Source organism: Thauera butanivorans (genome assembly GCF_048398245.1).
Classification (GTDB): Bacteria; Pseudomonadota; Gammaproteobacteria; order Burkholderiales; family Rhodocyclaceae; genus Thauera; species Thauera butanivorans.
The window spans coordinates 1336698-1362696 of the sequence record NZ_CP183038.1 but is presented as its reverse complement, the minus strand read 5'-3'; the positions used below and the strand labels follow the sequence as shown (position 1 = coordinate 1362696).

The following is a 25999-nucleotide window of genomic DNA, read 5'->3' as shown; positions in this document are numbered from 1 at the left end:
TGCCGGCCGTGTGGGGCCCGAGGCTCAGCCTTTCAGTTCGGGGAAGTCCTCCTCGAAGAACTCGAGTTCGCCACGCGCCTCCTGGGCGCGGAGCTCTTCGGCCTTGCGCAGCTCGACACGGCGGATCTTGCCCGAGATCGTCTTGGGCAGGTCGGCGAAGGACAGGCGGCGGATGCGCTTGTACGGTGCCAGCCGTTCGCGGGTGAAGGCGAAGATGTCCCTGGCCAGTTCCCTGCTCGGCTGCTGCCCGGCGACCAGGATCACGAAGGCCTTGGGCACGGCCAGGCGCACCGGATCGGGGCTGGGCACCACCGCGGCCTCGGCCACCGCCGGGTGCTCGATCAGCACGCTTTCCAGTTCGAACGGGCTGATCCGGTAGTCCGAAGCCTTGAACACGTCGTCGGCACGGCCGACATAGGTGATGTAGCCATCGGCATCGATGCTGGCGACGTCGCCGGTGCGGTAGTGGCCGTCACGCATCACTTCGGCGGTCTTGGCCTCGTCGCCCGCATAGCCGACCATCAGCCCGGTCGGGCGGTGCTCACCCGTCACCAGCGAAATCTCGCCCTCATCGACGGGGTTGCTGTCGGCGTCGAGCAGCGCAATCCTGTAGCCGGGCAGCGGCCTGCCCATCGAGCCGGGCTTGAGCGGCTGGTCGGGCGTATTGCCGATCTGCGCGGTCGTCTCGGTCTGGCCGTAGCCGTCGCGGATGGTGATGCCCCAGGCCTTCTTCACTTGCTCGATGACTTCGGGGTTCAGCGGCTCGCCGGCACCGATCAGCTCGCGCAGGCGGGTCTTCACCGCGGCGAGATCCTGCTGGATCAGCATGCGCCACACGGTCGGCGGTGCGCACATCGTGGAGACTTCGTATTTCACCAGCACGTCGAGCAGCGCCCTGGCGTCGAAGCGGCCGTAGTTGTACAGGAACACGCAGGCCCCGGCGTTCCAGGGTGCGAAGAAGCAGCTCCAGGCATGCTTCGCCCAGCCCGGCGAGGAGATGTTCATGTGGCGGTCGCCGGGCTTCAGGCCGATCCAGTACATCGTCGACAGATGGCCGACCGGGTAGGACTGGTGGGTGTGCAGCACGAGCTTGGGCTTGGAGGTGGTGCCCGAAGTGAAGTACAGCAGCAGCGGGTCGTCCGCGCGGGTGACGCCTTCCGGGGTGAAGGCGTCGGATTCGGCGGCGGCATCCTCGAAGGCCTTCCAGCCGGCCGGCGCGCCGCCCACGGCGATGCGGGTGAACTCGCCCGGCAGGCTCTCGAACTTGCCGGTATGGGCCGAACCGATGACCACGTGCCTGACCTGGCCGCGTTCCACCCGGTCGACCAGGTCGTCCGGCGTCAGCAGCGTGGTGGCGGGAATCACCACCGCACCGAGCTTGATCGCCGCCAGCATGGTTTCCCACAGCGGCACTTCGTTGCCGAGCATGATCAGGATGCGGTCGCCGCGCTCGACGCCCTGGCTGCGCAGCCAGTTGGCGACACGGTTCGAACGCGCCGACATCTCGGCGAAGCTCAGCTTCGACTCGCGGCCGTCCTCTTCGACGATCCACAGCGCCGGATCGTCGTTGCCCTGCGCGAGGGCGTCGAAGTGATCCAGCGCCCAATTGAACTCCGTCAGTTCCGGCCACTTGAAGCCGGCGTAGGCGGTGGCGTAGTCGCTGCGGTGTTGCAGCAGGAAATCGCGCGCGGCGATGAATTCAGCAGCACTCATGGTGCCTCTCCTCCTGGTTGTCGTCGAAAGCTGTCGACAGGCATGTTGCTGCATGCCTGCTCTTATCGTTTATTACGTTGACGTTAACGTAATAAACGCCTGAAATCAAACGATAGCACTCGCCGGCACCAGGGCGGGGAGTACGGCGGCCGGCATCCCTGCCCCGCACTTTCGAAGATGCCTGCCGAAGGACTTGCCGAACGGCTCGCCGAAGCGCAACCGCAGCGCCATACTTGCGGCCTTGCGACAACGACCGGAGTAAAGATGTCCCTCGTCCAGCAACGCCTTCACGCCCGCTATGGCAACGACGCGGGCGGCCCCCTCGAGATCGCCTGCACCCCGCTGATCGAACAGCTTCTCGACCACCGCTCGGTGCGCGGCTACCTGCCCGATCCCGTCAGCGACGACATGCTGGCAGCCATCATTGCTGCCGCGCAGTCGGCGGCCAGCTCGTCCAACCTGCAGGCCTGGAGCGTCATCGCCGTGCGCGACCCGGCCACGCGCGCTGCCCTCGCCGAATGCGCCGGCGGCCAGGCCCACGTCAGGGACGCGCCACTGCAGCTGGTCTGGCTCGCCGACCTCGCCCGCCTGGCCCATGTCGCCGAAACCACCGGGCGCCCGGCTGAAGCGCTCGACTACACCGAGATGTTCCTCGTCGGCGTCATCGATGCCGCGCTCGCGGCACAGAATGCCGCCGCCGCGGCCGAGTCGCTGGGGCTGGGCATGGTCTATATCGGCGGCATGCGCAACCAGCCAGAGAAGGTCGCGGAGCTGCTGGCGCTGCCCCAGCGCGTGGTCGCGGTGTTCGGCATGTGTGTCGGCCACCCCGACCCCGCACATTACGCGGCAGTCAAGCCGCGGCCGCCGCAATCGGTCGTACTGCACCACGAAAAATACTCGCTGGCAGCGCAGGAGAGCGGCATCGAAGCCTACAACGCCGCGATGGCCCGCTTCTACGACGAGCAGCGCATGAACGTGCGCGGCACCTGGGCCGTGCATTCGGCCAAGCGCATCGCCGGCCCGCAGACCCTGTCCGGCCGCGACCGCCTGGTCGAGGCGCTGCGTGCACGCGGCTTCCAGCTCAAGTAGGGATACGAGGCGGGAGGCAGGCACAGCGAGTGGCCGCAGACCGTGATGCACTCGACAGCCCAGGGTAGTCCCGGCAAGACAGGATTACCCATTTTGGGGCATATTGCGCACATCCGCGACGGGCCAGCCCCCGGCCTGCCGACCAACGTTTCCCAAGAGGCAAGATGATCCGCAATTCGCTGCGCCTGCGGCTGTGGCTGACGATCGGCCTCGCCCTGGCACCAGTGCTGATGTTCGCACTGGCGGACTACCGCCAGCAGCGCACGCTAACCATCGAGCGCGCGCACGAGGAAATCCGTCAGTATCTGTCCGCCGCCCGCAGGGAGGCGGACAAAGCCCACCAGAACGTGGGCCTCGCACTGCGGTTGATGGCCCGTTCGAACGACTTGCGCTCGAACGACAGCACCGCCTGCGAAGACATCGCCCGGCGCGTGCTCGCGTCGATGGAGGACGTCATGAATATCGGCGCGGCCCGCTCGGACGGCGAGATTTTCTGCAGCGCGCTGCCCGGACGCAAAACCGCCAACATCGCCGACCGCGCCTGGTTCCAGGCCACCCTCGACGGAAACGGCATCTCCCACGGCGAGTCCTACATCGGCCGCATATCGAACAAACCCGTACTGACGTTCGGCTATCCGCTGAGTAGCCCCGAAGGCAAGACGAATGGCCTCGTATTCGCAACGCTGTCACTGGACTGGCTCAACAGCCTGATCGAAGATTTCAAGCTTCCGCCGGGCTGGGAGGCCAGCCTGGTCGACCAGCGCGGCCATGTCCTGGCGCACTACCCCAATCCCGAGCAGTGGCAGAACCACGTCCTCGCTCCGGATGAACTGGCTCAACTGCGCCACACGCTGACGGCGGCAGGCGGCATCGCCGAACTGGCCGGCCCCGACGGCAAACGGCGGCTGTACGGCGTCACCTCCCCGGGTTTCACCTCGGCAAACGATCTCATCGCGATCGGCTCCCCGCTCGAACGCTCGCTCAGCGCAGTCGACCGGCGCTTCCAGATCCACCTGGCGATCTTCGCCGCCGTGGCCCTGCTGTCGGCACTGGTGGCCCGCCTGTACATCTATCAGTCGATCGAGGTATGGACCTCGCGCATCCGCAACGCGGTGGCACGGATTGCCGCCGGCGAGCTGGACACCCGTGCCGGCCACGGTGCGAAAGTCGAGGAGCTGGACGAGGTCAGCGCCGGCATCGACCACATGGCCGCGGAAATCCAGCGGCGCGACGCCGAACTGCGCCGGCTGTCGATGGCGATCGAACAAAGCCCGGAGTGCGTCGTCATCACCGACACCAACGCCTGCATCGAATACGTCAACGACGCCTTCCTGCGCATCACCGGCTACAGCCGCGAGGAAATCATCGGCCGGAATCCGCGCATCCTGAACACCGGCAGAACACCGAAAGAAACCTACATGGATCTGTGGGACACGCTGACCCGCGGCGAAGTCTGGCGCGGCGAATTCCACAACTCCCGCAAGGACGGCTCAGGCTATCTCGAGTTGGCCACGATCGCGCCGATCAAGCAGGCCGACGGCACGATCACGCACTACGTCGCCGTCAAGGAAGACATCACCCAGCGCAAGCAGTCCGAAGCCCTGCTGCATCGCCTCGCCTACTACGACGCGCTGACCGGGCTGCCCAACCGCGCCCTGCTGCGCGACCGCCTCGAGCAGGCGATCCGCGTCAGCAGCCGCAACGAAGTCTGGGGCATGCTGCTGTTGCTGGACATCGACCGCTTCCGCAAGCTCAACGACTCCCTCGGCCACAGCAGCGGCGACCAGTTGCTGAAGGTGCTCAGCGAGCGGCTGCAGGCAGCCGTGCGCGAGGACGACACCGTCGCCCGCCACGGCGACGACGACTTCGCCATCATCATCGAGAACATCGGCGCCGGCGAGGCCGACGCCATTGCCCGTGCCGAGCTGATCGCCAAGAAGCTGCACAAGGAACTGGACATCCCCTACCAGTTGGGCGGCGCGCAGAAAGGCCCCTACTACGCGACACTGAGCGTCGGCATCAGCCTCTTCCGCGGCCACGCCTCCTCACCCGAAACACTGCTGAAGCAGGCCGAAGTCGCGCTCTACTCGGCAAAGGAGGACGGCCGCAACGCCATCCGCTTCTTCAACCCGGCGATGCAGGCCGTGGTCGATGCGCACACGCGCATGGAGATCGGCTTGCGCGCGGCGCTCGACAACGGCGGTTTCCACCTGCTCTACCAGCCCCAGGTCGATCGCCAGGGCCGGCCCGCCGGCGCCGAAGCCCTGATCCGCTGGTCCGGCCCGGACGGAACGACCATCTCGCCAGCCGAATTCATTCCGCTCGCCGAGGACACCGGGCTGATCGTGCAGATCGGACAGTGGGTGCTCGACACCGCCTGCGCGCAGCTCGCACGATGGCAGCAGTCGGCGGCGACCCGCCACCTGTCGATCGCGGTCAACGTCAGCGCACGGCAGTTCCGCCAGGCAGATTTCGTCAGCCTCGTGCGCAGCGCGATCGAGCGCGCGGGCGCCGATCCGTCCCGGCTGAAGCTCGAATTGACCGAGAGCGCGATTCTCGACGATCTCGACCAAAGCGTCACCCGCATGAACCAGCTGCGCAAACTCGGCATCCAGTTCGCGCTGGACGACTTCGGCACCGGCTATTCCTCGCTGTCCTACCTCAAGCGCCTGCCCTTCGCCCAGTTGAAGATCGACCGCTCCTTCATCCACGACATGGCAGAGGACGAAGGCAGCGAGGCCATCGTGATCGCCATCCTGTCGATGAGCCACGCCCTGAGCCTGGAAGTGGTTGCCGAAGGCGTCGAGACGCCGATCCAGCGCGAGTTCCTGCGCCTGCGCGGCTGCGAACTCTTCCAGGGCTACCTGTTCGGCAAGCCCCTGCCGATCGAGGAGTGGCAGGATTTCCTGGCGATGGTGTGAGCACGGCCTGCACCGCGGCTCGGGCGCAGCGGGCGGCATGATGGATCGCGCGGTCCGCGCCGGTGGCGCTCAATACACATCGCGCAGGTAGCGCCGGTCGCGGCCCAGCGCCGCCACCCATTCGGCGGCGCGCTCGGCGCTCATGCCGCCGTGGATGGCCACCACCTGTTTCAGCGCCGCATCGACGTCGCGCGCCATGCGTGCCGCATCGCCGCAGACGTAGAAATGGGCGCCCTCCTGCAGCCATGCCCACAGCCGGGCTCCGTGTTCGATCATGCGCTGCTGGACGTAGACCTTTTCCGCCTGGTCGCGCGAGAAAGCGGTATCGAGCCGATGCAGGCTGCCGTCGCGCAGCATGCCTTCCAGTTCGTCGCGGTAGTAGAAACCGGTGGCCGCATGCCGCTCGCCGAACAACAGCCAGTTGCGCCCGCCTGCACCGGTGGCGCGGCGCTCCTGCAGAAAGGCGCGGAAGGGCGCGATGCCGGTGCCGGGACCGACCATGATCATCGGCGCGGCGGGATCCTGCGGCGGGCGGAAATGGGCCGAGCGCTGCACGAAGACCGGCACCTCGGCGTGCTGCGCACGGTCGGCGAGGAAGGTCGAGCACACGCCGCCGCGCGGCCGGCCCTCGCAGGCGTAGCGCACGGTCGAGACCGTCAGATGCACCTCGTCGGGGCAGGCCTTGGGGCTGGACGAAATCGAATACAGCCGCGGCTGCAGCCGCTTCAGCAGCGACAGCCATTCGCCGGTCTCGACCTCGATCGGGAACTGCAGCAGCAGATCGGTGATCTGCCGGCCCCACAGCCACTCCTTCAGCGCCTCCCGGCGATCGTCGCCGAACAGGCGGGCGAGTTCCGCACTGGCCGAACGCTCGCAGACGAAGCGCAGCAGATCCGGCGTGATGCGCGTGATGTCGAAGTGGCGCACCAGCGCGTCGGCCAGTGTCATTTCGCCGTGGCCGTCGACGCTCACCAGGGCCGACGCGGGCAGATTCAGCACAGCCAGCAGTTCCGCCACCAATTCCGGGCAGTTGCCCGGCCACACACCCAGCGCGTCCCCGGCCTCGTAAGCCAGGCCGGTGCCGGACAGATCGAACACGAACTGCCGCACCTCCTTGCCCGCACCGGCGCCGCTGAGCAGGCGGTCGAGCTTCAGGCGGACGGGCTGCGGTGAGGCCCGGCCGGGCCGCGACAGGCCGGGTGCGGCACGATCTGACGCGATGCGATCGGTCTGCGGGGCAGGCACGGCTGCCGGCTGGGGCACAGCCGGCAAGGACGCCGACTCGCCGGCATCCGCCGCTCCGGCGAATGCAGCGGCAGGTTCGGCTACCGGCTCAGCCGCCTCGGCCCAGGCCTCGACGACAGCTTCCAGCCATGCCCTTGCCTTGTCCTCGTCGTCCGGCTCGCAGTCGACGCGCGGCAGCAGCCGGCGCGCGCCGAGCGCCTCCAGGCGGGCATCGAGCTTGCGGCCGAAGCCGCAGAACTGGTCGTAGCTAGAGTCGCCGAATGCGAGCACGGCGAAGGCGGTGCCATCGAGCCGGGGTACGGCATCGGTCTGCAGCTTCTCCCACAAGCTGCTGCCGTTGTCGGGCGGATCGCCGTCGCCGAAGGTGCTGGCCAGCAGCAGCACACGCGGCGCCGCAGCCAACCGGTCCGGGCTGGCAGCGTCCATGCCCAGCACGGTGACGGCGTGGCCTGCCTGCTCCAGACGCCCGGCGCAGCGCGCTGCCCAGGCCTCGGCATTGCCGGTCTGCGATGCCCACAGGACCAGCACCGGCTGGCGTGCAGCAATATCGCCGGCACCGCTGCCCGCGGCCGCCGGCAAGGCTTCGCCGATCCGGCTGCGGGCGAAGAGCCCAGCCAGCATGCCGTCGAGAAACAGGCGTTTCGACGTCTCAAGAGGAGCGCTGGGCGGCAGTACCGGCACACCGCCGCCGCTGCGCGCAGCCTCGGTGCGCAGCGCAGCGAGATAGCCTTGCAGATACAGGCGCTCATGGGCGTCCAGCGTGAGCGGCGGCGTGTCGTCGAGACCGAGCAAGCCGGCCAGGGCGTCGATGTGCTGCATGTCCAGTTCCTCGATGTCTTGGCCCTGCGCGTCCATGCCTGCAAGCACAGTTGCAGTTGCCGCCGCATGCGGCATGGCCCGGGCCTCGCGCCGGCTGCCGGCAGCGCCTGCTTCCGGCGCAGCCACCGCTTCCCCCATCACTCGCATCAACGTGACGGCGCAGAACTTCAATTCGGGCTGCAGCGATGCCTCATCCACCGCATCGCTGGTGACCGCGTTGATCGCCAGGTTCTCTCCGAACACGTCGTTCCAGTGGAAGGGAGCGAAGCAGTTGCCCGCACGCACCCGGTCGGAGATGCTGGCCGGCAGCACCGCGCGCCCGCGGCGCGAACGCACTTCCACCCGGTCTCCGGCCGCGATGCCGAGCCGCTTCGCGTCTTCGGGATGAAGCTCGATGAAGGGGCCGGGATTGAGCTTGTTCAGCGTGGCGATCCTGCCGGTCTTGGTCAGCGTGTGCCACTGGTGCTGCAGGCGGCCAGTATTGAGCACGAAGGGAAAATCCTCGTCCGGGAGTTCGGCAGGTGGCAGCCACGGCCGGGCGAAGAAGACGCCCCTGCCGCTGTCGGTGGCGAAGGCCAGCCGCGGCCGCCGGCCATCCGGCGCCTGCCTCAGCGCCTGGCTCACACCGTCGTTGAGGTAGCGCAGCGGCTGGCGGTCCCGTTCGCCGTCCGGCGGGCAAGGCCATTGCAGCGGGCCCCGGCGCAGGCGCTCGTGGCTGGCGCCGCGGATGTCGTAGCCCGTCTTGGGGTTCCAGAAGCCTTTGATCTCCTCGAACACTTCGGCTGCCGAGGCGTAGTCGAAGCCGTCGCCGTAGCCCATCGCACAGGCCACGCGGGCGATGATCTGCCAGTCCGGCAGGGCTTCGCCTGGCGGCGCCACGGCCTGCTGCGCCAGCGTCATGTTGCGTTCGGAGTTGATCATCACGCCGTCGGCTTCGGCCCACAGCGCGCCCGGCAGCAGGATGTCGGCGTAGCGGTTGGTCTCGGTGTCGAGGAAGGCGTCCTGGGTGATCACCAGTTCGGCCGCCTGCAGGCCGGCGATCACCTTGCCGCGGTCGGGCACGGTGGCCACCGGGTTGGTGCAGATGATCCAGCAAGCCTTGATCCGGCCGACAGCCATGTCCTCGAACATCGCCACCGTGCCGCCGCCCGCTTCCGCGCGCAGCGCGCCGGCCGGCAAACCCCACGCCTGCTCGACGAAAGCGCGGTCGGGCGCCGACAGCGCCGAGCGCTGGCCCGGCAGGCCCGGCCCCATGTAGCCCATCTCGCGCCCGCCCATCGCATTGGGCTGGCCGGTCAGCGAGAACGGTCCGCTGCCCGGGCGGCAGATCGCGCCGGTGGCCAGGTGCAGGTTGCAGAGGGCATTGGTGTGCCAGGTGCCGCGCGTGCTCTGGTTCAGGCCCATGGTCCAGCAGCTCATCCACTCGGGCGTCTGACCGATCCAGTCGGCGGCCTTGCGGATGTCGTCCTCGGCAAGCCCAGTGATGCGGGCGACGGTCGCCGGCGGATAGTCTGCGAGGAAGCCGGGCATCGCCTCCCAGCCCTCGGTGAATTCGGCGATGAAGGCTTCGTCGATGCGGCCGTTGCCAACCAGCAGGTGCAGCAGGCCGTTGAGCAGGGCCAGGTCGGTGCCCGGCCGGATCTGCAGGAACAGGTCGGCCTTCTCCGCCGTGGTACTGCGCCGCGGATCGACGACGATCAGCCGCGCACCGGCCTTGACCCTGTCCATCATGCGCAGGAACAGGATCGGATGGCAGTCGGCCATGTTGGCGCCGATGACGAAGAACAGCTCGGCGCGGTCGAAGTCCTGGTAGGAGCCGGGCGGACCGTCCGAACCCAGCGAGAGCTTGTAGCCGCTGCCGGCGCCGGCCATGCACAGGCGCGAGTTCGACTCGATGTTGCGGGTGCCGATCCAGCCCTTGGCGAGCTTGTTGGCGAGGTACTGCGCTTCCAGCGACATCTGGCCGGAGACGTAGAGCGCGATGGCGTCCGGCCCGTCGCGCTCCAGGATGCGGCGCAGGCGGCCGGCGGTTTCGGCGATGGCCTGGTCGATCGCGGCCGGCACCGGGTCCTGCTCGCGCCGGCTGCGCAGGTAGGCGTGGGTCAGCCGCCCCGGATCGCCGATCGGCTGGGCGCAGGTGCTGCCCTTGGTGCACAGGCGGCCGAAGTTGCTCGGGTGCGACTTGTCGCCGCTGACCTTCACCACCTTGCCGTCCGCCACCTCCATGCGCAGGCCGCAGCCGACGCCGCAGTAGGGGCAGACGGATTTCACCACGCTGGCCGCCGTCGTCATCGCAGCAACCTCAGGCTTCGACCCATACCGTGCCGCCGCGCAGTTCGACGGCCCAGGTGGCGAGCGGCGTGTCCGGATTCTCGATGCAGCCGCCGTCGCGCAGCCGGTAGTGCTGCTTGTAGATCGGCGAAGCCACCACCGGCTCGCCGCCGAGGTCTCCGACGATGCCGCGCCACAGCACGTTGGCACCGCTGTTGGGGTCGTGGTTGTCGATGGCGTAGAGGCTGTCGTCGGCGAGGCGGAAGATGGCGATCTGGCGGCCGCCCAGCAGCGCGCACACGCCGGTGTCGGGCCAGATGTCGTCCAGCGCGCAGACCGGCTGCCACACCGGTCCGGCGGTGGCGGCAACGGCAGGCGCTGCCGCGGGAACGTGTGCCGCCACGGCGGCGGCGGGGGCGGTCATGACGGTCATGGCAGGCTCCTTCAGACGGTTTCGGCGACGACCGGAATGCCCTTGAAGCGCTCGCGCTTCTCGGCCTCGGTGGCCGGACGGATCTGGCCGCGTTCGCGCACGAAGACGATGTTGTCGTCGGCCGCGTCGCTGTTGACGAAAGTGCGCATGCGCCGCAGCACCGCCGGGTCCTCGATGGCCTTCTTCCATTCGCAGGCGTAGCTGCCGACCACCTGGGCCATTTCGGCTTCCAGTTCGGCAGCCAGCCCGAGGCTGTCCTCGAGGATCACCGCCTTGAGGTAGTCCAGCCCGCCTTCGAGGTTGTCGCGCCAGGTGCTGGTGCGCTGCAGGCGGTCGGCAGTGCGGATGTAGAACATCAGGAAGCGGTCGATCATGCGCACCAGCGTGGCCTCGTCGAGGTCGCTGGCGATCAGCTCGGCGTGGCGCGGCTTCATGCCGCCGTTGCCGCAGACGTAGAGGTTCCAGCCGCGCTCGGTGGCGATCACGCCGACGTCCTTGCCCTGCGCCTCGGCGCATTCGCGGGTGCAGCCGGAGACGCCGAACTTGATCTTGTGCGGCGCGCGCAAGCCCTTGTAGCGGTTCTCGAGCCGGATCGCCATGCCCACCGAATCCTGCACGCCGTAGCGGCACCAGGTCGAGCCGACACAGCTCTTCACCGTGCGCAGCGACTTGCCGTAGGCATGGCCGCTCTCGAAGCCGGCATCGACCAGTTCGCGCCAGATCAGCGGCAGCTCGTGCACCTGCGCGCCGAACATGTCGATGCGCTGGCCGCCGGTGATCTTGGTGTACAGCCCGTACTTGCTGGCGATGCGGCCGATCGCGATCAACTGCTCCGGCGTGATCTCGCCGGCGGCCACGCGCGGCACCACGGAGTAGCTGCCGTCCTTCTGGATGTTGCCGAGGAAGTAGTCGTTCGAATCCTGCAGCCGTGCCTGGTCCCGGTTCAGGATGAAGTCGTTCCAGCAGCTTGCCAGGATGCTGGCCGCGACCGGCTTGCAGATGTCGCAGCCGCGGCCCTTGCCGTGGCGCTGCAGCAGTTCGGCGAAACTACGGATCCCGCCCACGCGCACCAGGTGGTACAGCTCCTGGCGCGACCAGGCGAAGTGCTCGCACAGGTGCTTGCTGACTTCCACGCCCTGGCGCTTCAGCTCGGCGTTGAGCACCTGGGTCACCAGCGGCACGCAGCCGCCGCAGGAGGTGCCGGCGCGGGTCGCGGACTTCAGTTCACCGATGCTGTGCGCGCCGTCGGCCACCGCCGCGCACAGCTGGCCCTTGGTGACGCCGTTGCACGAGCACAGCACCGCACCCTCGGGCAGCGCATCCACGCCAAGGCCGGCTTTGGCCGTGCCGTCGGCGGCGGGCAGGATCATCTGCTCGGGCGCTTCGGGCAGGGCAATGCCGTTGAGCATCATCTGCAGCAGCGTGCCGTATTCGGCCGCGTCGCCCACCAGTACCGCGCCCAGCAGCCGCTTGCGGTCGGCGCTGACCACCAGCTTCTTGTAGATCTGCTTGAGCTCGTCGGTGAACACGCAGGACAGCGCGCCCCGCGTCCTGCCCTGGGCATCGCCGATGCTGGCGACATCCACGCCCATGAGCTTGAGCTTGGTACTCATGTCGGCGCCGGCGAAGACGGCATCGGCCACGCCGCCGAGGTGCCGGGCCGCCACCCGCGCCATGTCGTAGCCGGGCGCGACCAGGCCAAAGACCTGCTCGTTCCACGACGCGCACTCGCCGATCGCGTAGATGTCCGGATCGCTGCTGCGGCAGTGGTCGTCGATCACCACGCCGCCGCGCGGACCGACCGCGAGCAGGCACTGACGCGCCAGTTCGTCACGGGCACGGATGCCGGCGGAGAACACGATCATGTCGGTCTCCAGCCAGCTGCCGTCGGCGAACACCATGCGGTGGCGCGCCTGGCGACCGTCGATGATCTCCACCGTGTTGCGCTCGGTATGCACCTGCACGCCCAGATCCTCGATCCGGCTGCGCAGGACGCGCCCGCCGCCGTCGTCGACCTGCACCACCATCAGCCGTGGGGCGAATTCGACCACGTGCGTGCGCAGTCCCATGTCGCGCAGCGCCTTGGCGCATTCCAGCCCGAGCAGGCCGCCGCCGACTACCACGCCGCTGCTGGAACGGGCACCGCTGGCCTGCATCGCTTCCAGGTCCTCGATGGTGCGATAGACGTGGCAGGCGTCGCGGTCGCGGCCCGGCACCGGCGGCACGAAGGGGTAGGAACCGGTGGCCAGCACCAGCTTGTCGTAGGCCAGCACTTCGCCGTCGGCCAGTTGCAAGGTGTTGTTACGCCGTTCGATGCTGGCGACGCGCGCGTCCAGGCGTAGCGTCAGTCCCGGCCGCTCATAGAAGCCGGGCTCGACCAGCGACAGTTCCTCGGCGCGGGTGCCGGAAAAGAAGCTGGACAGATGCACGCGGTCGTAGGCCGGGCGCGGCTCCTCGCCGAGCACGGTGACGGCCAGGCCGGCGGCCGGCAGGTCGGGGTGCAGTGCGAGCAGTTCCTGCACGAAGCGGTGGCCGACCATGCCGTTGCCGACCACCACGAGTCTTTGCTGATGCATGAGGTTCTCCTTCAGGCCATGGGCACGGCGATGCAGCAGCCTGCCGCGTCGCGGCAGCCGTGCAAGCCGTGGCTGTCTGCGGCGCCTAGGCGGCGCGCTTCAACTGCTTGTGGTAGAGGAATTCCATGATCGCCGCGCGGCATTCGCCGAAATGGGCGTCATGCGCCAGGGCCAGCCGGTCGCGCGGCCGCTCGATGCCGACCTCGAGGATCTCGCCGATGGTTGCCGCCGGGCCGTTGGTCAGCATCACCACGCGATCCGACAGCAGCACCGCCTCGTCGACGTCGTGGGTGACCATCACCATCGTCGCCTTGGTCGCGGCGAGGATCTTCATCAGCTCGTCCTGCAGGTTGGCCCGGGTCAGCGCGTCGAGGGCGCCGAAAGGCTCGTCCATCAGCAGGATGCGCGGCTGCATCGACAACGCCCGGGCGATGCCGACGCGCTGCTTCATGCCACCCGAGATCTCGTGCGGGAACTTGGTCTCGGCATGGGCCAGGCCGACCAGTTCGAGCGCCTCGTGGGTGCGCCGCTTCAGGCTGGCCTTGCCCTCCTTGGCCGCGAACACGCGCTCGACGGCGAGATAGACGTTGTCGAAGCAGGTCAGCCAGGGCAGCAGCGAGTGGTTCTGGAACACCACCGCGCGTTCCGGCCCCGGGCCGGCGATCTCGCGCCCGCCGCACAGCATCACGCCGCTGCTCGGCCGGGTCAGCCCGGCGATCAGGTTCAGCAGCGTCGACTTGCCGCAGCCGGAATGGCCGATCAGCGCGATGCTCTCGCCTTCGTGGATGTCGAGATCGATGTCGCGCAGGGCGACGAACCTGCCCTTCTTGGTGTCGAAACTCTGGCCGACATTCTCGATCTGGACGATCTTCTTCGTCATGATGGGTCTCCTCAACGGTTCTCGTAACTGAAACGGCGGGCGACCAGCATCAGCATCTGCTCGAGGATCAGGCCGACGATGCCGATGACGAAGATCGCGATGATGATGTGCTCGACCTTGAGGTTGTTCCATTCGTCCCACACCCAGAAGCCGATGCCGACGCCACCGGTGAGCATCTCCGCGGCGACGATGACCAGCCAGGCTGTGCCGATCGACAGGCGGATGCCGGTCAGCATGTAGGGCAGCACCGCCGGGAACAGGATCCTGGTGAAGACCTTCCACTCCGACAGGTTCAGCACGCGGGCGACGTTGAGATAGTCCTGCGGCACGCGGGTGACACCCTGGGCGGTGTTGAGGATCATCGGCCAGATCGAGCAGATGAAGATGGTCCAGGTCGCCGCCGGATCGGCACGCTGGAACACCAGCAGGCCGATCGGCAGCCAGGCCAGCGGCGACACCGGCCGCAGCAGGCTGATGATCGGGTTCAGCATCTGCGACAGCAGCGCGAAGCGGCCAAGCAGGAAGCCCGCCGGAATGCCGACCAATGCGGCGATGCCGAAGCCGATGCCGACCCGTTCGAGCGAGGCGAGCACGTTCCAGCCGATGCCCTGGTCGTTCGGCCCGTCGATGTAGAAAGGATCGGAGAACAGCGCCACCGCCGCATCCCAGGTCTGGCCCGGGCCGGGAATGCCGCCACCGCCGAAGGTGGCGAGATGCCAGATGCCGATCAGCAGCGCCAGCCCGGCCAGCGGCGGCAGCACCGTGCGCAGTGCGGCCCTGGCCCACTCGCCGATCCGGCCGGCCAGCGGTTCGGTTGGCGGGCTGACGCTTTTTCCCGCCTTTTCTTTCACACCGCCTTCCACCTTGGCTGCGCTCGCCGTCGCCGGCAGCTCATTCCCTGTCTCGTCGATCGGCACCGCCGTCCTGCCGGCATCGGCTTCGGTGGCGTCGGTTCCGGTCATGTTTCCCGGCCGCGCCGCGATCATTGCTGCAGTCATGTTTCCGTCCTCCGGTTCAGGCCTTGAGCTTGAAGCTGCCGGCATACTTCGCCGGCTCCGTGCCGTCCCACACCACGCCGTCGATCAGCGTGCTGCTGCGCATCTCGCCCGCGGGCAGGGCGACGCCGGCCGCGGTCGCCGCCTGGCGGTAGATGTCGAGGCGATTGATCGCGCGGGCGGTCGCCAGGTAATCGACGTCCCTGTCGAGCAGGCCCCAGCGCCGGTGCTGGGTCAGGAACCACATGCCGTCGGAGAGCCAGGGGAAGGTCGCGGCGCCGTCGCGGAAGAACTTCATCGCGTTGGCGTCCTGCCACTTGCGGCCGAGGCCGTTGTCGTAGTGGCCGAGGACCCGGCCTTCGATGACGTCGACGTCGGTATTGACGTAGGAGCGCGCGGCGATGACCTTGGCCGTCTCCTTGCGGTTGGCCTCCGAGGCGTCGATCCAGCGCGAGGCGTCGAGCACCGCGGCGGTCAGTGCCCGCGCCGCGTTGGGATGCTTGTCGACCCAGGCGGCGCTCGTGCCGAGCACCTTCTCCGGATGGTCGGTCCAGATGTCCTGGGTGGTGACCGCGGTGAAACCGATGCCGTCGATGACCGCGCGCTGGTTCCAGGGCTCGCCGACGCAGTAGCCGTGCATGTTGCCGACGCGGGCGTTGGCCACCATCTGCGGCGGCGGCACGACGATGCTCTTGACGTCCTTGAACGGATGAATGTCGTGCGCCGCCAGCCAGTAGTACAGCCACATCGCATGGGTGCCGGTCGGGAAGGTCTGGGCGAAGGTGTAGCTGCCCGGTTCGTTCGCCGCCACCAGCTTCTTCAGCGACGCGCCATCGGCCACGCCCTTCTCCTTCAACTGGGATGCGAGCGTGATGGCCTGGCCGTTGTTGTTCAGCGTCATCAGCACCGCCATGTCCCGCTTCGGCCCGCCGACGCCCATATGCACGCCATAGACGAGGCCGTACAGCACGTGCGCGGCATCCAACTCGCCCGACAGCAGCTTGTCGCGCACCGAGGCCCAGTTCGCTTCCTTGCTCGGCACGACCCTGATGCCGTACTTCTCGTCGAACTTCTTCACCGCCGCCATCACTACCGAGGCACAGTCGGTCAGCGGGATGAAGCCGACCCTGATCTCCTTCTTTTCCGGCGCATCCGAACCGGCGGCCCAGGCGCCGCCGGGAAACAGGCCCGGCAGCAGCGCGGCCGTGCCGGCCGCGGCCCCCGCCTTGATGAAGCCGCGGCGCGACAGCACCGTGGTTCCGGTCTTGAGCGTCTTCATGATGTGCTCCTTGGAAAGCATGGAAAAAACGAAAAGGCGCCCATCCCCCGCTTCGCGCAGCGCGAAGGGGAATGGACGCCGTTGTCCTGTGTTCGAGTCGGAAGATCGAATGCAGGGCCGCCGTTGGCCCAGTCTTGCCCTAGCCTATGCAGCAAGCGTGCCAGTTTTCAGGATCGATTCGTTTCCCTTGCATTTCATCGGTTTGCCAGCTGGCTGCATGGCGACGCGGCGAGGCCGGATGCACTGCTGCAGTGCAGCATCGACAGTTGCCTGCACATCCCTGGTGCGCCGTCCCGCCTAGTGCCTGCCCAGCACCGGAGCCAGCGCCAGCGTCGCCGCGGCGACCTCGGCCAGGCGCCGCCCCTGGCTCATCGCGGTCTGGCGCAGCAGGCGATAGGCCTCGTCCTCGGACAAGCCGCGGCAGGCCATCAGCAGGCCTTTCGCGCGCTCGATCAGCTTGCGCTCGTCCAGCGCCGCACGCGCCGCGTCGAGTTCGTCGCTCATCGCCTGCAGGCGCTGCGACTGGGCATGGAGCAGATCGACGATCGAACGCCGCAGTTGCGGACCGAAGGGCCCATCGCCCTGGGCAGGCTCTGCCGGCGCGCCCTCCCCGGCCATCTCGGTACCGATCAGCATGTCGAGCGGCGCCCGGATCTCCGCTGCGGTGGACAAGGCCTCCAGCAAAGCAGCCTGGTCCTGCGCCTCGGTCCGTGCCGAGGCGATCCGCCGCGCACAGGATTCGCCCAACCCGCGGGCGAGCGCCACTTCGGCTTCGTGCATCTGGTCGAGGCGCTGCGAGCAGCAGTCGAACCAGGCCTCGGCCAGCGCGGGATCGAGCGCCGAACCCAGCGTCGACGCCAGCAGCATCCGGCGCAGGCGCTCGTGTTCGGCCAGCGGCATGACGGACTGCAGCGCCCGCCACTGACGCAGCACCTCGTCGCCGCAGAAACCTTCGAAGCGCCGAAAGCACTGCGCCTGCGCATCGATCAGGTGCAGGATGGCCTGCACGCGCTCGGGCGCCGGATGGCCCGCAGCGAACAGCGCCGCGCCCAGGGCGCGCTCCTGGCCGGCGAACTCCTTGCCCTGCATCAGGTTGAACAGCGCCACCAGCAGCCGCGAAACCCCGGGATCGACCGCCACGTCGGCGGCCTCGAACACCAGCGCGAGCAAGGCCGCGATGATCTCGCCGTAGCGCGCGGTCGACGCATCGGGCCGGCAGCGCCGGGCGGCGATGTCGCCGCGCAGCCCGGGCAAGCCATCCAGCGCATGCAGTGCAAGCGCGATGCGCGTCAGCAGGCGCGCACCGCCATGCACCGCGCCGCCCGACTTCTCGCCGCCCAGTTCCGGGCGCTTGAGCCAACTCCGGACCCCGGCCTCCGCAGCCCGGCTGGCAAGCAGTTGCGCTTCGCGCTGGGGGCCGAAACGGGCGCCTTCCGAGCCGAGAAAGACGTTGGAAGCGCCGCGTTCCCGCTGGAGCTGGTGGACGAGTTCACTGACCGCCTGCACCAGTTCGCAGCTGAGCGCAAGCCGTTCGAGATCGTCGATTTCGCAGCGGCGCGCTGCGAGCAGAAATGCGAGCGCCGTCTTCATCCTCTCTCCGCAATCCTCGTTGCCGTCGCCGCAGCCGGAATGGCCATGGCGACAACGACAAGCAATTGCCGTGCAAGCCTGTGCACGCCATACCGGGCGGCGGCTGCGCGAAGGCCGAAGAAGCGGAATGGTGGCCCGGCTATGTCGGCATGGCGCGGGAGACGGCGTCGGCGAAACGCTCGCCCGCTTCGTCCGCCTCGCCCTGCCAGCGATCGAAGTGCAGCAGCTCGGTCAGCGGCATGCGCTTGAGCCAGCCGGCCGATTCCAGCTCCGGGCGCTCATGGAAATGGCTGACATGGCCGATGCAGAGGTAGGCGATCGGCACGATCCCGTCGGGAATGCCGAGCGTCTCGCGCAGCGCCTGCGGGTGCAGGATGCTGACCCAGCCCACGCCCAGCCCTTCGGCACGCGCCGCCAGCCACAGGTTCTGCACCGCGCAGACCGCGCTGTAGATGTCCATCTCCGGCATGTGGGTGCGGCCGACCACCACCGGGCCGTTGCGGCTGCGATCGCAGGTGATGCAGAGGTTGAGCGGCGCTTCCAGGATGCCCTCGAGCTTCAGCTTGCGATACGTGCCCCGCTTGCCGGTCTCGAACATCTGTTCGGCTTCGGCATGGGCGGCGAGGAAATCGCGGTGGATCCGCTCGCGCACCTCGCGCGAACGCACGATGACGAAGTCCCAGGGCTGCATGAAGCCGACCGAGGGCGCGTGGTGGGCGGCGATCAGGACGCGCGCCAGTACCTCGTCGGCAATGGGATCGGGCAGGAACTGCCCGCGCACGTCGCGCCGGGTATGGATCGCGCGGTAAACGGCGGCGCGCTCGGCGACGCTGAAGGATGAATCGGTCTGGATGGTTTGTGCATGGCTGCTCACGGAGTCGTCCCCTTGGCGTGAAGCAGTGGGCAGCCGCCGACCAGACGGCTGCTTGGACGCTTCGGGGCCGGTCTTCCGGCTGAGGATCATCCCGTCCGGGCGCCTTCCCGGCCCTTGCAGGCCAGTGGCTGGGCAAACCTTGCCCGGACAGTCCCCTTCACGGCGCTGGGCACGCAGCGGATTTGCACCGCTTTCCCGATTCTCCCGCGCAGGCGCGGGCACCCCGAAGCTCGAAAGACGTGAAGCGTATTGAATCGCGCTGCGGCTGGCAAGCTGCGGCCGGCAAGGTACGCCGCCACCGCTCGGCGAGCCGGATGTGGAAGGTGGCGAAACCCATCGACGGCGGCACACGCCGGGGGTGATGAGTTTCGCCCTCGGCTCCGCGCAGCCCGTTCCACCTTCCCGCAGCGCAGACTCCCTCGGCCGCCACCGCTCATCCGCGCTGGCGGCGCGCCTCGAACAGGCAGATGCCGCTCGCCACCGACACGTTCAGGCTGTCGACGCTGCCGTGCATCGGAATGCGCGCCAGTTCGTCGCAGGTCTCGCGCGTCAGGCGGCGCAAGCCGTCGCCCTCGGCGCCCAGCACCCAGGCCACGGGTCCTTTCTGGTCGATGTCGTACAGCGACTTCTCCGCCTCGCCGGCGGCACCGACCACCCACACGCCGGCCTCCTGCATCTCGCGCAGCGCGCGCGCCAGATTGGTGACGGTGATGTAGGGCACGGTGTCGGCCGCACCGCTGGCGACCTTGACCGCGGTGGCGTTGAGGCCGACGGCGCGGTCCCTGGGCGCGACCACCGCGTGCGCGCCGGCCGCATCGGCGACGCGCAGGCAGGCGCCGAGGTTGTGCGGGTCCTGCACGCCGTCCAGCACCAGGATCAGCGCGTTCTCCTCCAGGCTGTCGAGCACGTCGGCGAGCTTGATGTCGCGCCGCGTCGCATCGACCTTCGCCACCACGCCCTGGTGCCGGCGGGTGCCGACCATGGCATCGAGCTTGTCGCCTTCGCAATACAGCATGCGGACGCCGGACGCCTCGGCCTGGGCGACGAACTTCTTCACCCGCGCGTCCTTGCGGTCGGCCGACAGATGGACTTCCAGCACCGAGTCCGGCGCATGCCGCAGCTTGGCGGACACGGCATGGAAACCGTAGATCAGCCGGCTGGCGGCGCTGGTGTTCGTGTTTGCGGTCGTCTTAGGCACGGCGTTTTTCCTTCGCGGAGGTCTTGCCGCCAGAACGCGCGGCCGGTTTCGAGGCGCGCGATTCTACCGGCTCGGCAGCAACCGCGGCTTTGGCGGTCTTCGCTGGCTTGGCCGATTTCGCTTTTCCGGCCTTTTCCGCCTTGTCCTTCTTGCCGGTCTTCTTCGCCTTCTTCTCTGCCTTCTCGGTCGATTTGGCCTTGCCGGCCTTGGTCTTCGCCTTCACGGTCTTGGCTTTCTTGCCCTTGTCCGCAGCATCCTTGTCCTTCTTGCCGGCCTTCTCCTTCTTCTCCGCCTTGCCACCCTTGCCGGCGGCAGTCTTGCGCGCCTTGGTGGCCGCAGCCTCTTCGGCAGCCAACTTGATCGCCGCGGCCTCCTGGTCGACCGCCTTCTGCCAGATGTCGTCGAGCACGCTGGCGCCGGCGCGGGTGGCCTTGGCCGGCGCCGGGCGGGCACCCTCCTCGGCTGCAGGAAGCGTCGCTGTTTTCGGGGTAGCGGAAGCGCTGGTGCGGGAACGCCGCTTCGGTGCAGCAGCAGGCTTCAGTTCGGGCGCAGCAGCGACTTCAGCCACAGCGGAGGTTTCGGCTGCCTGCGATGCCTCGGCAACGGCCGGCTCGGCAGCGCCGGCTGCCGCAGCTTCGGCCACGGGCTTCGCCTTGCGCGTGCGGGTGCGTCTCACCTTCTCCGGAGGTGCCGCGACTTCGTCCACCGCAGCGTCGGCTGCCGCCGGCTCGGCAACCAGAGCCGCCACGACGGCCTCGGCAGGTGCAACGACGGCAGCAGGCTGGGGTTTTTCGACGGGCAGCGGGCCTTCGATCAGACGGAAATCGATCTTGTTGGTCGCCATGTCGACGCGCACCAGTTGCACCTTGACCCGGTCGGACAGGCGGAACTGCTTGCCGCTGCGCTCGCCGAGCATTGCATGGCGGGTCTCGTCGTAATGGAAGTAGTCGGTGCCGAGCTCCGAGACATGCAGCAGGCCTTCGATGAAGATGTCGTCGAGGGCGACGAACAGGCCGAAAGGCACGACCGCCGATACGCTGCCGATGAAGGTTTCGCCGACGCGATCCTGCATGAAGTAGCACTTCAGGAAGGCGACGACGTCGCGCGTGGCCTCGTCGGCACGACGCTCGGTCGCCGAGCAGTGCAGGCCGATCTGCTCCCAGTCGCCCGGCTTGTACTGCGCGCCCGCCAGCACCGCCTTGATCGCGCGGTGGACCAGCAGATCGGGGTAGCGCCGGATCGGCGACGTGAAGTGGGTATAGCTTTCGTAGGCCAGGCCGAAGTGGCCGACGTTGTCGGGGCTGTACATCGCCTGCTTCAGCGAGCGCAACATCACGGTCTGCAGCAACTGGGCGTCCGGGCGGTCCTTGACCTGTGCGAGCAGCGCCGCGTAATCGCCGGCGCGCGGCTCGTCGCCGCCGCCGATGCCCAGGCCGAACTCTTTCAGGAACTCGCGCAGCTTGGCCAGCTTCTCCTCGGACGGCGAGTCATGCACGCGGTACAGCGTCGGATGTTCGTGCTTGGCGAGGAAATCCGATGCGCAGACGTTGGCCGCCAGCATGCACTCCTCGATCAGGCGGTGGGCGTCGTTGCGCACCTCGGGCACGATCTGCGCGATCTTGCCGTTGTCGTCGAAGATCATGCGCGTCTCGGTGGTCTCGAAGTCGATCGCGCCGCGCTTGGCACGCGCTTTCAGCAGCACGCGGAAGAGTTCGTCGAGGTTCTCGAGATGCGGCAGCAGCTTGCCGAGCGCCTTGCGCTCCGCGGCATCCTGCTCGTACAGCGTCGCCGCCACCCGGGTGTAGGTCAGGCGCGCATGCGACCAGATCACCGCCGGATAGAAGCGGTAGGTCTTGATCTCGCCGGTGGCGGAGATGTTCATGTCCGCCACCATCGCCAGGCGCTCGACTTCCGGATTCAGCGAGCACAGGCCGTTGGAGAGCTTCTCCGGCAGCATCGGGATCACCCGACGCGGGAAATAGACCGAGTTGCCGCGATCGTAGGCATCCTTGTCCAGCCCGTTGCCGGCCTCGACGTAGTGCGACACGTCGGCGATCGCCACGATCAGGCGATAGCCCTTGCCCTGGCGCTCGCAATACACCGCGTCGTCGAAGTCCTTGGCGGTCTCGCCGTCGATCGTCACCAGCGGCAGCCTGGTCAGGTCCTCGCGGCCCGCCCAGTCTTTCTTGCGCACGACGGCCGGCAGCTTGCGCGTCTCCGCCTTGGCTTCGGCGGAGAACTCGAACGGCAGGTCGTGCTTGCGCAGCGCGATCTCGATCTCCATGCCGGGGTCGGCGTAGTTGCCGAGCACTTCGACGATGCGGCCGATCGGCTGGGCGAACTTGGTCGGCTGCTCGACCAGTTCGACGGTGACGATCTGGCCGGGCTCCGGCTTCTTGCGCCCGCCGGGTGCGATCAGGATGTCCTGCGCCAGGCGGCGGTTCTCGGGCACCACGATCATCACGCCATGCTCGTTGATGATGCGGCCGACGACGCGGCTGTTGGCGCGCTCCAGCACTTCGACCAGCCGGCCTTCGGGGCGGCCGCGGCGATCCTGGCCGGCGATGCGCGCCAGGATGCGGTCGCCGTGCAGCAGTTCGCGCATTTCCTTCGGGCCGAGGAAGACGTCCGGCCCGCCGTCGTCGCGGCGCAGGAAGCCGAAGCCATCGGGGTGGCCTTCGACGCGGCCCTTGATCAGTTCGGCCTTGTCGGGCAGCAGATAGGCGTCGCGGCGATTGCGCACGACCTGGCCCTCGCGCTCCATCGCACGCAGGCGGCGGTCGAAGTGCTCGCGCTCGAAAGCCTGGATGTCGAGCGCCGTCGCCAGTTCGTCGAAAGGCATCGGTACGCCGCGCTCGGCCAGTACCTGCAGCACGTATTCGCGGCTGGGCAGCGGCTGTTCGTATTTCTGCGCTTCGCGCTCATGGAAAGGATCGGCCAGGCGGATGGGGCTCTGCCGGGCAGCGTTCTGCCGGGCTGCGCTCTTGCGCGCGGCACGGCTGCGGCCGGCCGTCGGTGCGGCAGCATGGCCGCCCGCTTGCGGCCTGGCGGTCGCCGGTCCCTGGGCTGAAGTGTTGCGGGAGCGCGAGCCTGCCGGGGCCGTCGCGCGTGCTTGAGTGTTTCTTGTGGTGTTTTTTGTTCTGCGAGTCATTGACAGTTTTCTTCGAGTGCTTATAATGCGCGTCTTCTTGCCCAGATGGCGGAATTGGTAGACGCACTAGTTTCAGGTACTAGCGCCGCGAGGCGTGGAGGTTCGAGTCCTCTTCTGGGCACCAGTTTCACAGGAAAGCCGCTCTTCGGAGCGGCTTTTTTGTTTTTCTGCCGCGTATTCTTCTGCTTTCCTTTCGAGCGGATGCCCTTCGGCGACAGCTTGCGGAAAAAAGAAAAATGGGGGAAAACCTTTGCAAATGCCGAAGCCTTTGCTATTATGCGCCTCCCTGCCCAGATGGCGGAATTGGTAGACGCACTAGTTTCAGGTACTAGCGCTGCGAGGCGTGGAGGTTCGAGTCCTCTTCTGGGCACCATCTTAAGTTCCAGAGACATCTACTGAAGTCTCTAAGTTGTTGAAAAGGCCCGCGAAAGCGGGCTTTTTCATTCCAGCGGATACCAGCGTGTTCTGCGGGAAGCGACATGCAAACGAGTACATTTTTGAGTACATTGAAAGTTCGAGATCAAAAGTGTACTCACCATGCTCCTCACCGCACGAGAAGTCCAGGCCGCAAAGGCCAAGGACAAGCCTTATGGCCTCGCTGATGGCGGCGGCCTGACCCTCTGGATCACGCCGTTGGAGCAGAAGTACTGGCACTTCCGCTACCGCCTCAACGACAAGCAGCCTCGCATCTCGCTCGGGGGTTACCCCACCGTCTCCCTTCAGTTGGCTCGTGAGAAGGCCGCCGAGGCACGCGCGCTCGTTGCGCGCGGCATCGACCCCGGGCAGCAGCGCAAGGCAGAAAAACGCGAAACCGTGGAGACACAGACCAACCTGTTCAAGGTTGCTGCCGAGGACTGGTATCAGGGCAAGATCAAGGCCGGCCGTTCAGAGGAAACCCTGAACAAGATGCGGACCTATCTTGACAAGGACATTCTCCCGGTACTCGGTGATAAGTACCTGCCAAGTGTATCACGGACGGACTGCACCGCCGTACAGACCCGCATCGAGAAGCGTGGCGCCCTGAACGTTTCCAAAAAGGTACGAGGCTGGCTGCGGGAGATCTTCAGCCGGGCGATCGCAAAAGAACGGTGCGAGCACAACCCGGCTTCCGAGCTGAGCTACATTGCCGAACCCACCCCCAAGGCCAAGAGCTACCCTCATCTGCTCGAACCTGAGCTTCCGGATTTTCTGCGGGCGCTGGATGCGTCGACCAGTCGCCCGATCAACCGCATCGCGGCCTGGATGGAGATCTGGACCGCCTGCCGGCCGGGCATGATTCGCTTTGCGGAGTGGTCGGAGATCGACTTGGCTCACGGAACCTGGACCGTCTCGGCAGAGAAGATGAAGATGCGCCGCCAGCACGTCACACCACTGCCAACCCAGTTGGTCGCCCAGCTCAAAGTGCTCCACGAGATCACCGGCCAGCACCAATACCTCTTTCCCGGGATTGGTACCAAGAATCCGATGATCAGCGAGAACACCATCAATAAGGTGTTCCAGCTCATCGGCTACAAAGGCCGCATGGTGGGCCACGGCAGCCGCCACACCGCCAGCACGCTGCTCCGGGAACATGATTGGGACAAGCAGTTTGTGGATGCCCAACTATCCCACAAGGAGAAAGGGACTGCAGGCGACTACAACCACGCAATCTACCTGCCGCAGCGCAGAGTCATGATGCAGTGGTATGCGGACTACCTTGATGCGCTGAAAACCGGACTGACCCCGGCTCAGTCCGAGGCATTCGCCCAGCGCGTCAATGCCTACGTACGCCTCGAACAGGCTTCCACCAAGAATCGGCCCGCACATTGATCCCAAGCCCTCATCCAGGGGAAGAGCCCACGTCCATCACCATGTGCAGCGAGCACATGCCTACGCTGGCATTGATTCTCAGGATCGCGGTTGCCTTGCCCCGAAGCTCTGCCGACCCGATGGCCGCGGCAGAAGTCAATCAGCGTTCGGGCCTCAAGGAGTAGCCAACGGGCGTTCCACCTGCCTACTCTGCTGGATGGGCATGCAAGCGTGCAGTGAAGCGATCCAAGGACATCGAAGGACTCGTGTTGTCCAATCGCAGCAAGTAAGTCGTCAGTACCGCATCGGCGATGGCCAGCGGGCGGACCACCACGTCGGGGTGGTGGCATATTGCCACCCTCGCTGCGCTGGTGAATCCGATGCCATAGCCCGCCCCGACAAGCGTCAACATCATGTCCGCCGAGGCGACATGCTCCACGATGGTCGGCTCCCGTTCCAGTGTGCGCAGCAGCCGGGTCAGCTCCCGGCAGTAGCCCTCGCACACCTGCGGATCGCACATGACCAACGGATAGCGGGCCAGTTCTTCAAGCGGAACTTCCTTGAGAGCAAGCAGAGGATGGTGCGTTGGTATGGCCAGAACGATCGGATCCTGCCAGACGGGTTCGGCAATGATGTCTTCGCCGAGATCGGCTGTGTGTGCAAAGCCGATCTCGAAGATGCCCGTTCGCAGTCCGCGCAGTTGCTCGGCGAGCGGGACTTCGGTCAGACGAATTTCGACTTCAGGCTCTTCTTCGCGGCAGCGGGCAAGAAAGGAGGATAGCCGGGGATCTACGGCACCATCGGATACCGCAATGCGCAAGCTGCCTCGATAGCCTGCGGAGATGGCCTTTACGTTCTCGCGGGCCTGCTCCAGCATCGTGAGCAGCCGCCGCACGCCCTCCAGGAAGACAACTCCCGCCTGAGTGAGACGGGTTCCTCGACGGTTTCTTTCGAAGAGCAAGGCACCCAAATCGTCCTCCAGTTCCTTGATGGTGCGGGAAAGAGGCGATTGCTCAATGTGCAGACGTTCGGCTGCTCGTGTGAAATGCAGCTCCTCAGCAACTGCAACGAAGCAGCGTAGATGGCGCAGTTCCATCCTGCATGTCCATCAGGTACCGCAGCGTCCACCAACACAAGTTTCCGGACTTGCATTGCCCATCGTCTTACCCAGTAGGCC

Annotated in this window: 15 protein-coding genes, 2 tRNA genes, 1 pseudogene and 1 riboswitch; of the genes and pseudogenes, 6 read left to right on the top strand and 12 right to left on the bottom strand. The window is 67.1% G+C overall.

What is annotated here, in order from left to right; genetic code table 11:
- Positions 1-24: 24 nt before the first annotated feature.
- A complete protein-coding gene (locus ACNQFN_RS06550; protein ID WP_068636075.1) occupies positions 25-1713 on the bottom strand; it encodes an AMP-binding protein in 1689 nt (562 codons plus the stop codon).
- 264 nt (positions 1714-1977) lie between these two features.
- On the opposite strand from ACNQFN_RS06550, the gene ACNQFN_RS06545 reads away from it, so the two are divergent.
- Complete coding sequence (locus ACNQFN_RS06545) at positions 1978-2802, top strand: NADPH-dependent oxidoreductase (protein ID WP_418648341.1); 825 nt, start codon at positions 1978-1980, stop codon at positions 2800-2802.
- Positions 2803-2966: 164 nt separating this feature from the next.
- Entirely contained in the window at positions 2967-5723 is a 2757-nt protein-coding gene (locus ACNQFN_RS06540) for an EAL domain-containing protein (protein WP_418648340.1), read from the top strand.
- Between the two features lie 69 nt (positions 5724-5792).
- Here ACNQFN_RS06540 and ACNQFN_RS06535 read toward each other — a convergent pair whose 3' ends face one another.
- The 10 genes from ACNQFN_RS06535 to rnr all read right to left on the bottom strand — a co-directional run bounded on the left by ACNQFN_RS06535 (position 5793) and on the right by rnr (position 23034).
- Entirely contained in the window at positions 5793-10079 is a 4287-nt protein-coding gene (locus tag ACNQFN_RS06535; RefSeq protein WP_418648339.1) for a molybdopterin-dependent oxidoreductase, read from the bottom strand.
- A gap of 10 nt (positions 10080-10089) precedes the next feature.
- On the bottom strand, positions 10090-10491 hold the full coding sequence (gene nirD / locus ACNQFN_RS06530) for a nitrite reductase small subunit NirD (RefSeq protein ID WP_418648338.1): 402 nt from the start codon (positions 10489-10491) through the stop codon (positions 10090-10092).
- Positions 10492-10502: 11 nt separating this feature from the next.
- Positions 10503-13067 carry a nitrite reductase large subunit NirB gene (gene nirB / locus ACNQFN_RS06525; RefSeq protein ID WP_418648337.1) on the bottom strand — a complete coding sequence of 855 codons (2565 nt, stop codon included), beginning with the start codon at positions 13065-13067 and terminating at the stop codon, positions 10503-10505.
- 85 nt (positions 13068-13152) lie between these two features.
- Complete coding sequence (locus ACNQFN_RS06520) at positions 13153-13947, bottom strand: ABC transporter ATP-binding protein (RefSeq protein WP_068636070.1); 795 nt, start codon at positions 13945-13947, stop codon at positions 13153-13155.
- A gap of 11 nt (positions 13948-13958) precedes the next feature.
- A complete protein-coding gene (ntrB, locus tag ACNQFN_RS06515) occupies positions 13959-14945 on the bottom strand; it encodes a nitrate ABC transporter permease (protein WP_418648336.1) in 987 nt (328 codons plus the stop codon).
- Positions 14946-14961: 16 nt separating this feature from the next.
- Positions 14962-16221 carry a CmpA/NrtA family ABC transporter substrate-binding protein gene (locus ACNQFN_RS06510; protein ID WP_418648335.1) on the bottom strand — a complete coding sequence of 420 codons (1260 nt, stop codon included), beginning with the start codon at positions 16219-16221 and terminating at the stop codon, positions 14962-14964.
- A gap of 297 nt (positions 16222-16518) precedes the next feature.
- Positions 16519-17811, bottom strand: a complete 1293-nt coding sequence (locus ACNQFN_RS06505) for a nitrate- and nitrite sensing domain-containing protein (RefSeq protein ID WP_418648334.1) — start codon at positions 17809-17811, stop codon at positions 16519-16521.
- Positions 17812-17950: 139 nt separating this feature from the next.
- A complete protein-coding gene (gene bluB, locus ACNQFN_RS06500) occupies positions 17951-18685 on the bottom strand; it encodes a 5,6-dimethylbenzimidazole synthase (RefSeq protein WP_418648333.1) in 735 nt (244 codons plus the stop codon).
- 47 nt (positions 18686-18732) lie between these two features.
- Positions 18733-18926: riboswitch (cobalamin riboswitch) on the bottom strand.
- A 192-nt stretch (positions 18927-19118) separates the two neighbouring features.
- Positions 19119-19883 (bottom strand): 23S rRNA (guanosine(2251)-2'-O)-methyltransferase RlmB, encoded by a 765-nt coding sequence (rlmB, locus tag ACNQFN_RS06495; protein ID WP_068636066.1) that lies wholly within the window; start codon positions 19881-19883, stop codon positions 19119-19121.
- Positions 19876-23034: a ribonuclease R gene (gene rnr, locus ACNQFN_RS06490; RefSeq protein WP_418648332.1), complete on the bottom strand. Its 3159-nt coding sequence runs from the start codon at positions 23032-23034 to the stop codon at positions 19876-19878. The genes rlmB and rnr overlap by 8 nt, the downstream gene beginning before the upstream one ends.
- Before the next feature lie 39 nt (positions 23035-23073).
- On the opposite strand from rnr, the gene ACNQFN_RS06485 reads away from it, so the two are divergent.
- The 4 genes and pseudogenes from ACNQFN_RS06485 to ACNQFN_RS06470 all read left to right on the top strand — a co-directional run.
- Positions 23074-23158: transfer RNA gene (locus tag ACNQFN_RS06485), tRNA-Leu, on the top strand.
- Between the two features lie 164 nt (positions 23159-23322).
- A tRNA-Leu gene (locus ACNQFN_RS06480) sits at positions 23323-23407 on the top strand.
- A gap of 164 nt (positions 23408-23571) precedes the next feature.
- On the top strand, positions 23572-24843 hold the full coding sequence (locus ACNQFN_RS06475) for a tyrosine-type recombinase/integrase (protein WP_418648331.1): 1272 nt from the start codon (positions 23572-23574) through the stop codon (positions 24841-24843).
- Positions 24844-24893: 50 nt separating this feature from the next.
- Positions 24894-25007, top strand: a pseudogene (locus ACNQFN_RS06470) (transcriptional regulator); the annotation flags it as partial.
- A gap of 20 nt (positions 25008-25027) precedes the next feature.
- Here the strand turns inward: ACNQFN_RS06470 and ACNQFN_RS06465 are convergent.
- The gene (locus ACNQFN_RS06465) at positions 25028-25918 is read right to left on the bottom strand and encodes a LysR family transcriptional regulator (protein WP_418648330.1); all 891 of its coding nucleotides are present in this window, start codon (positions 25916-25918) and stop codon (positions 25028-25030) included.
- Positions 25919-25999: the final 81 nt, after the last annotated feature.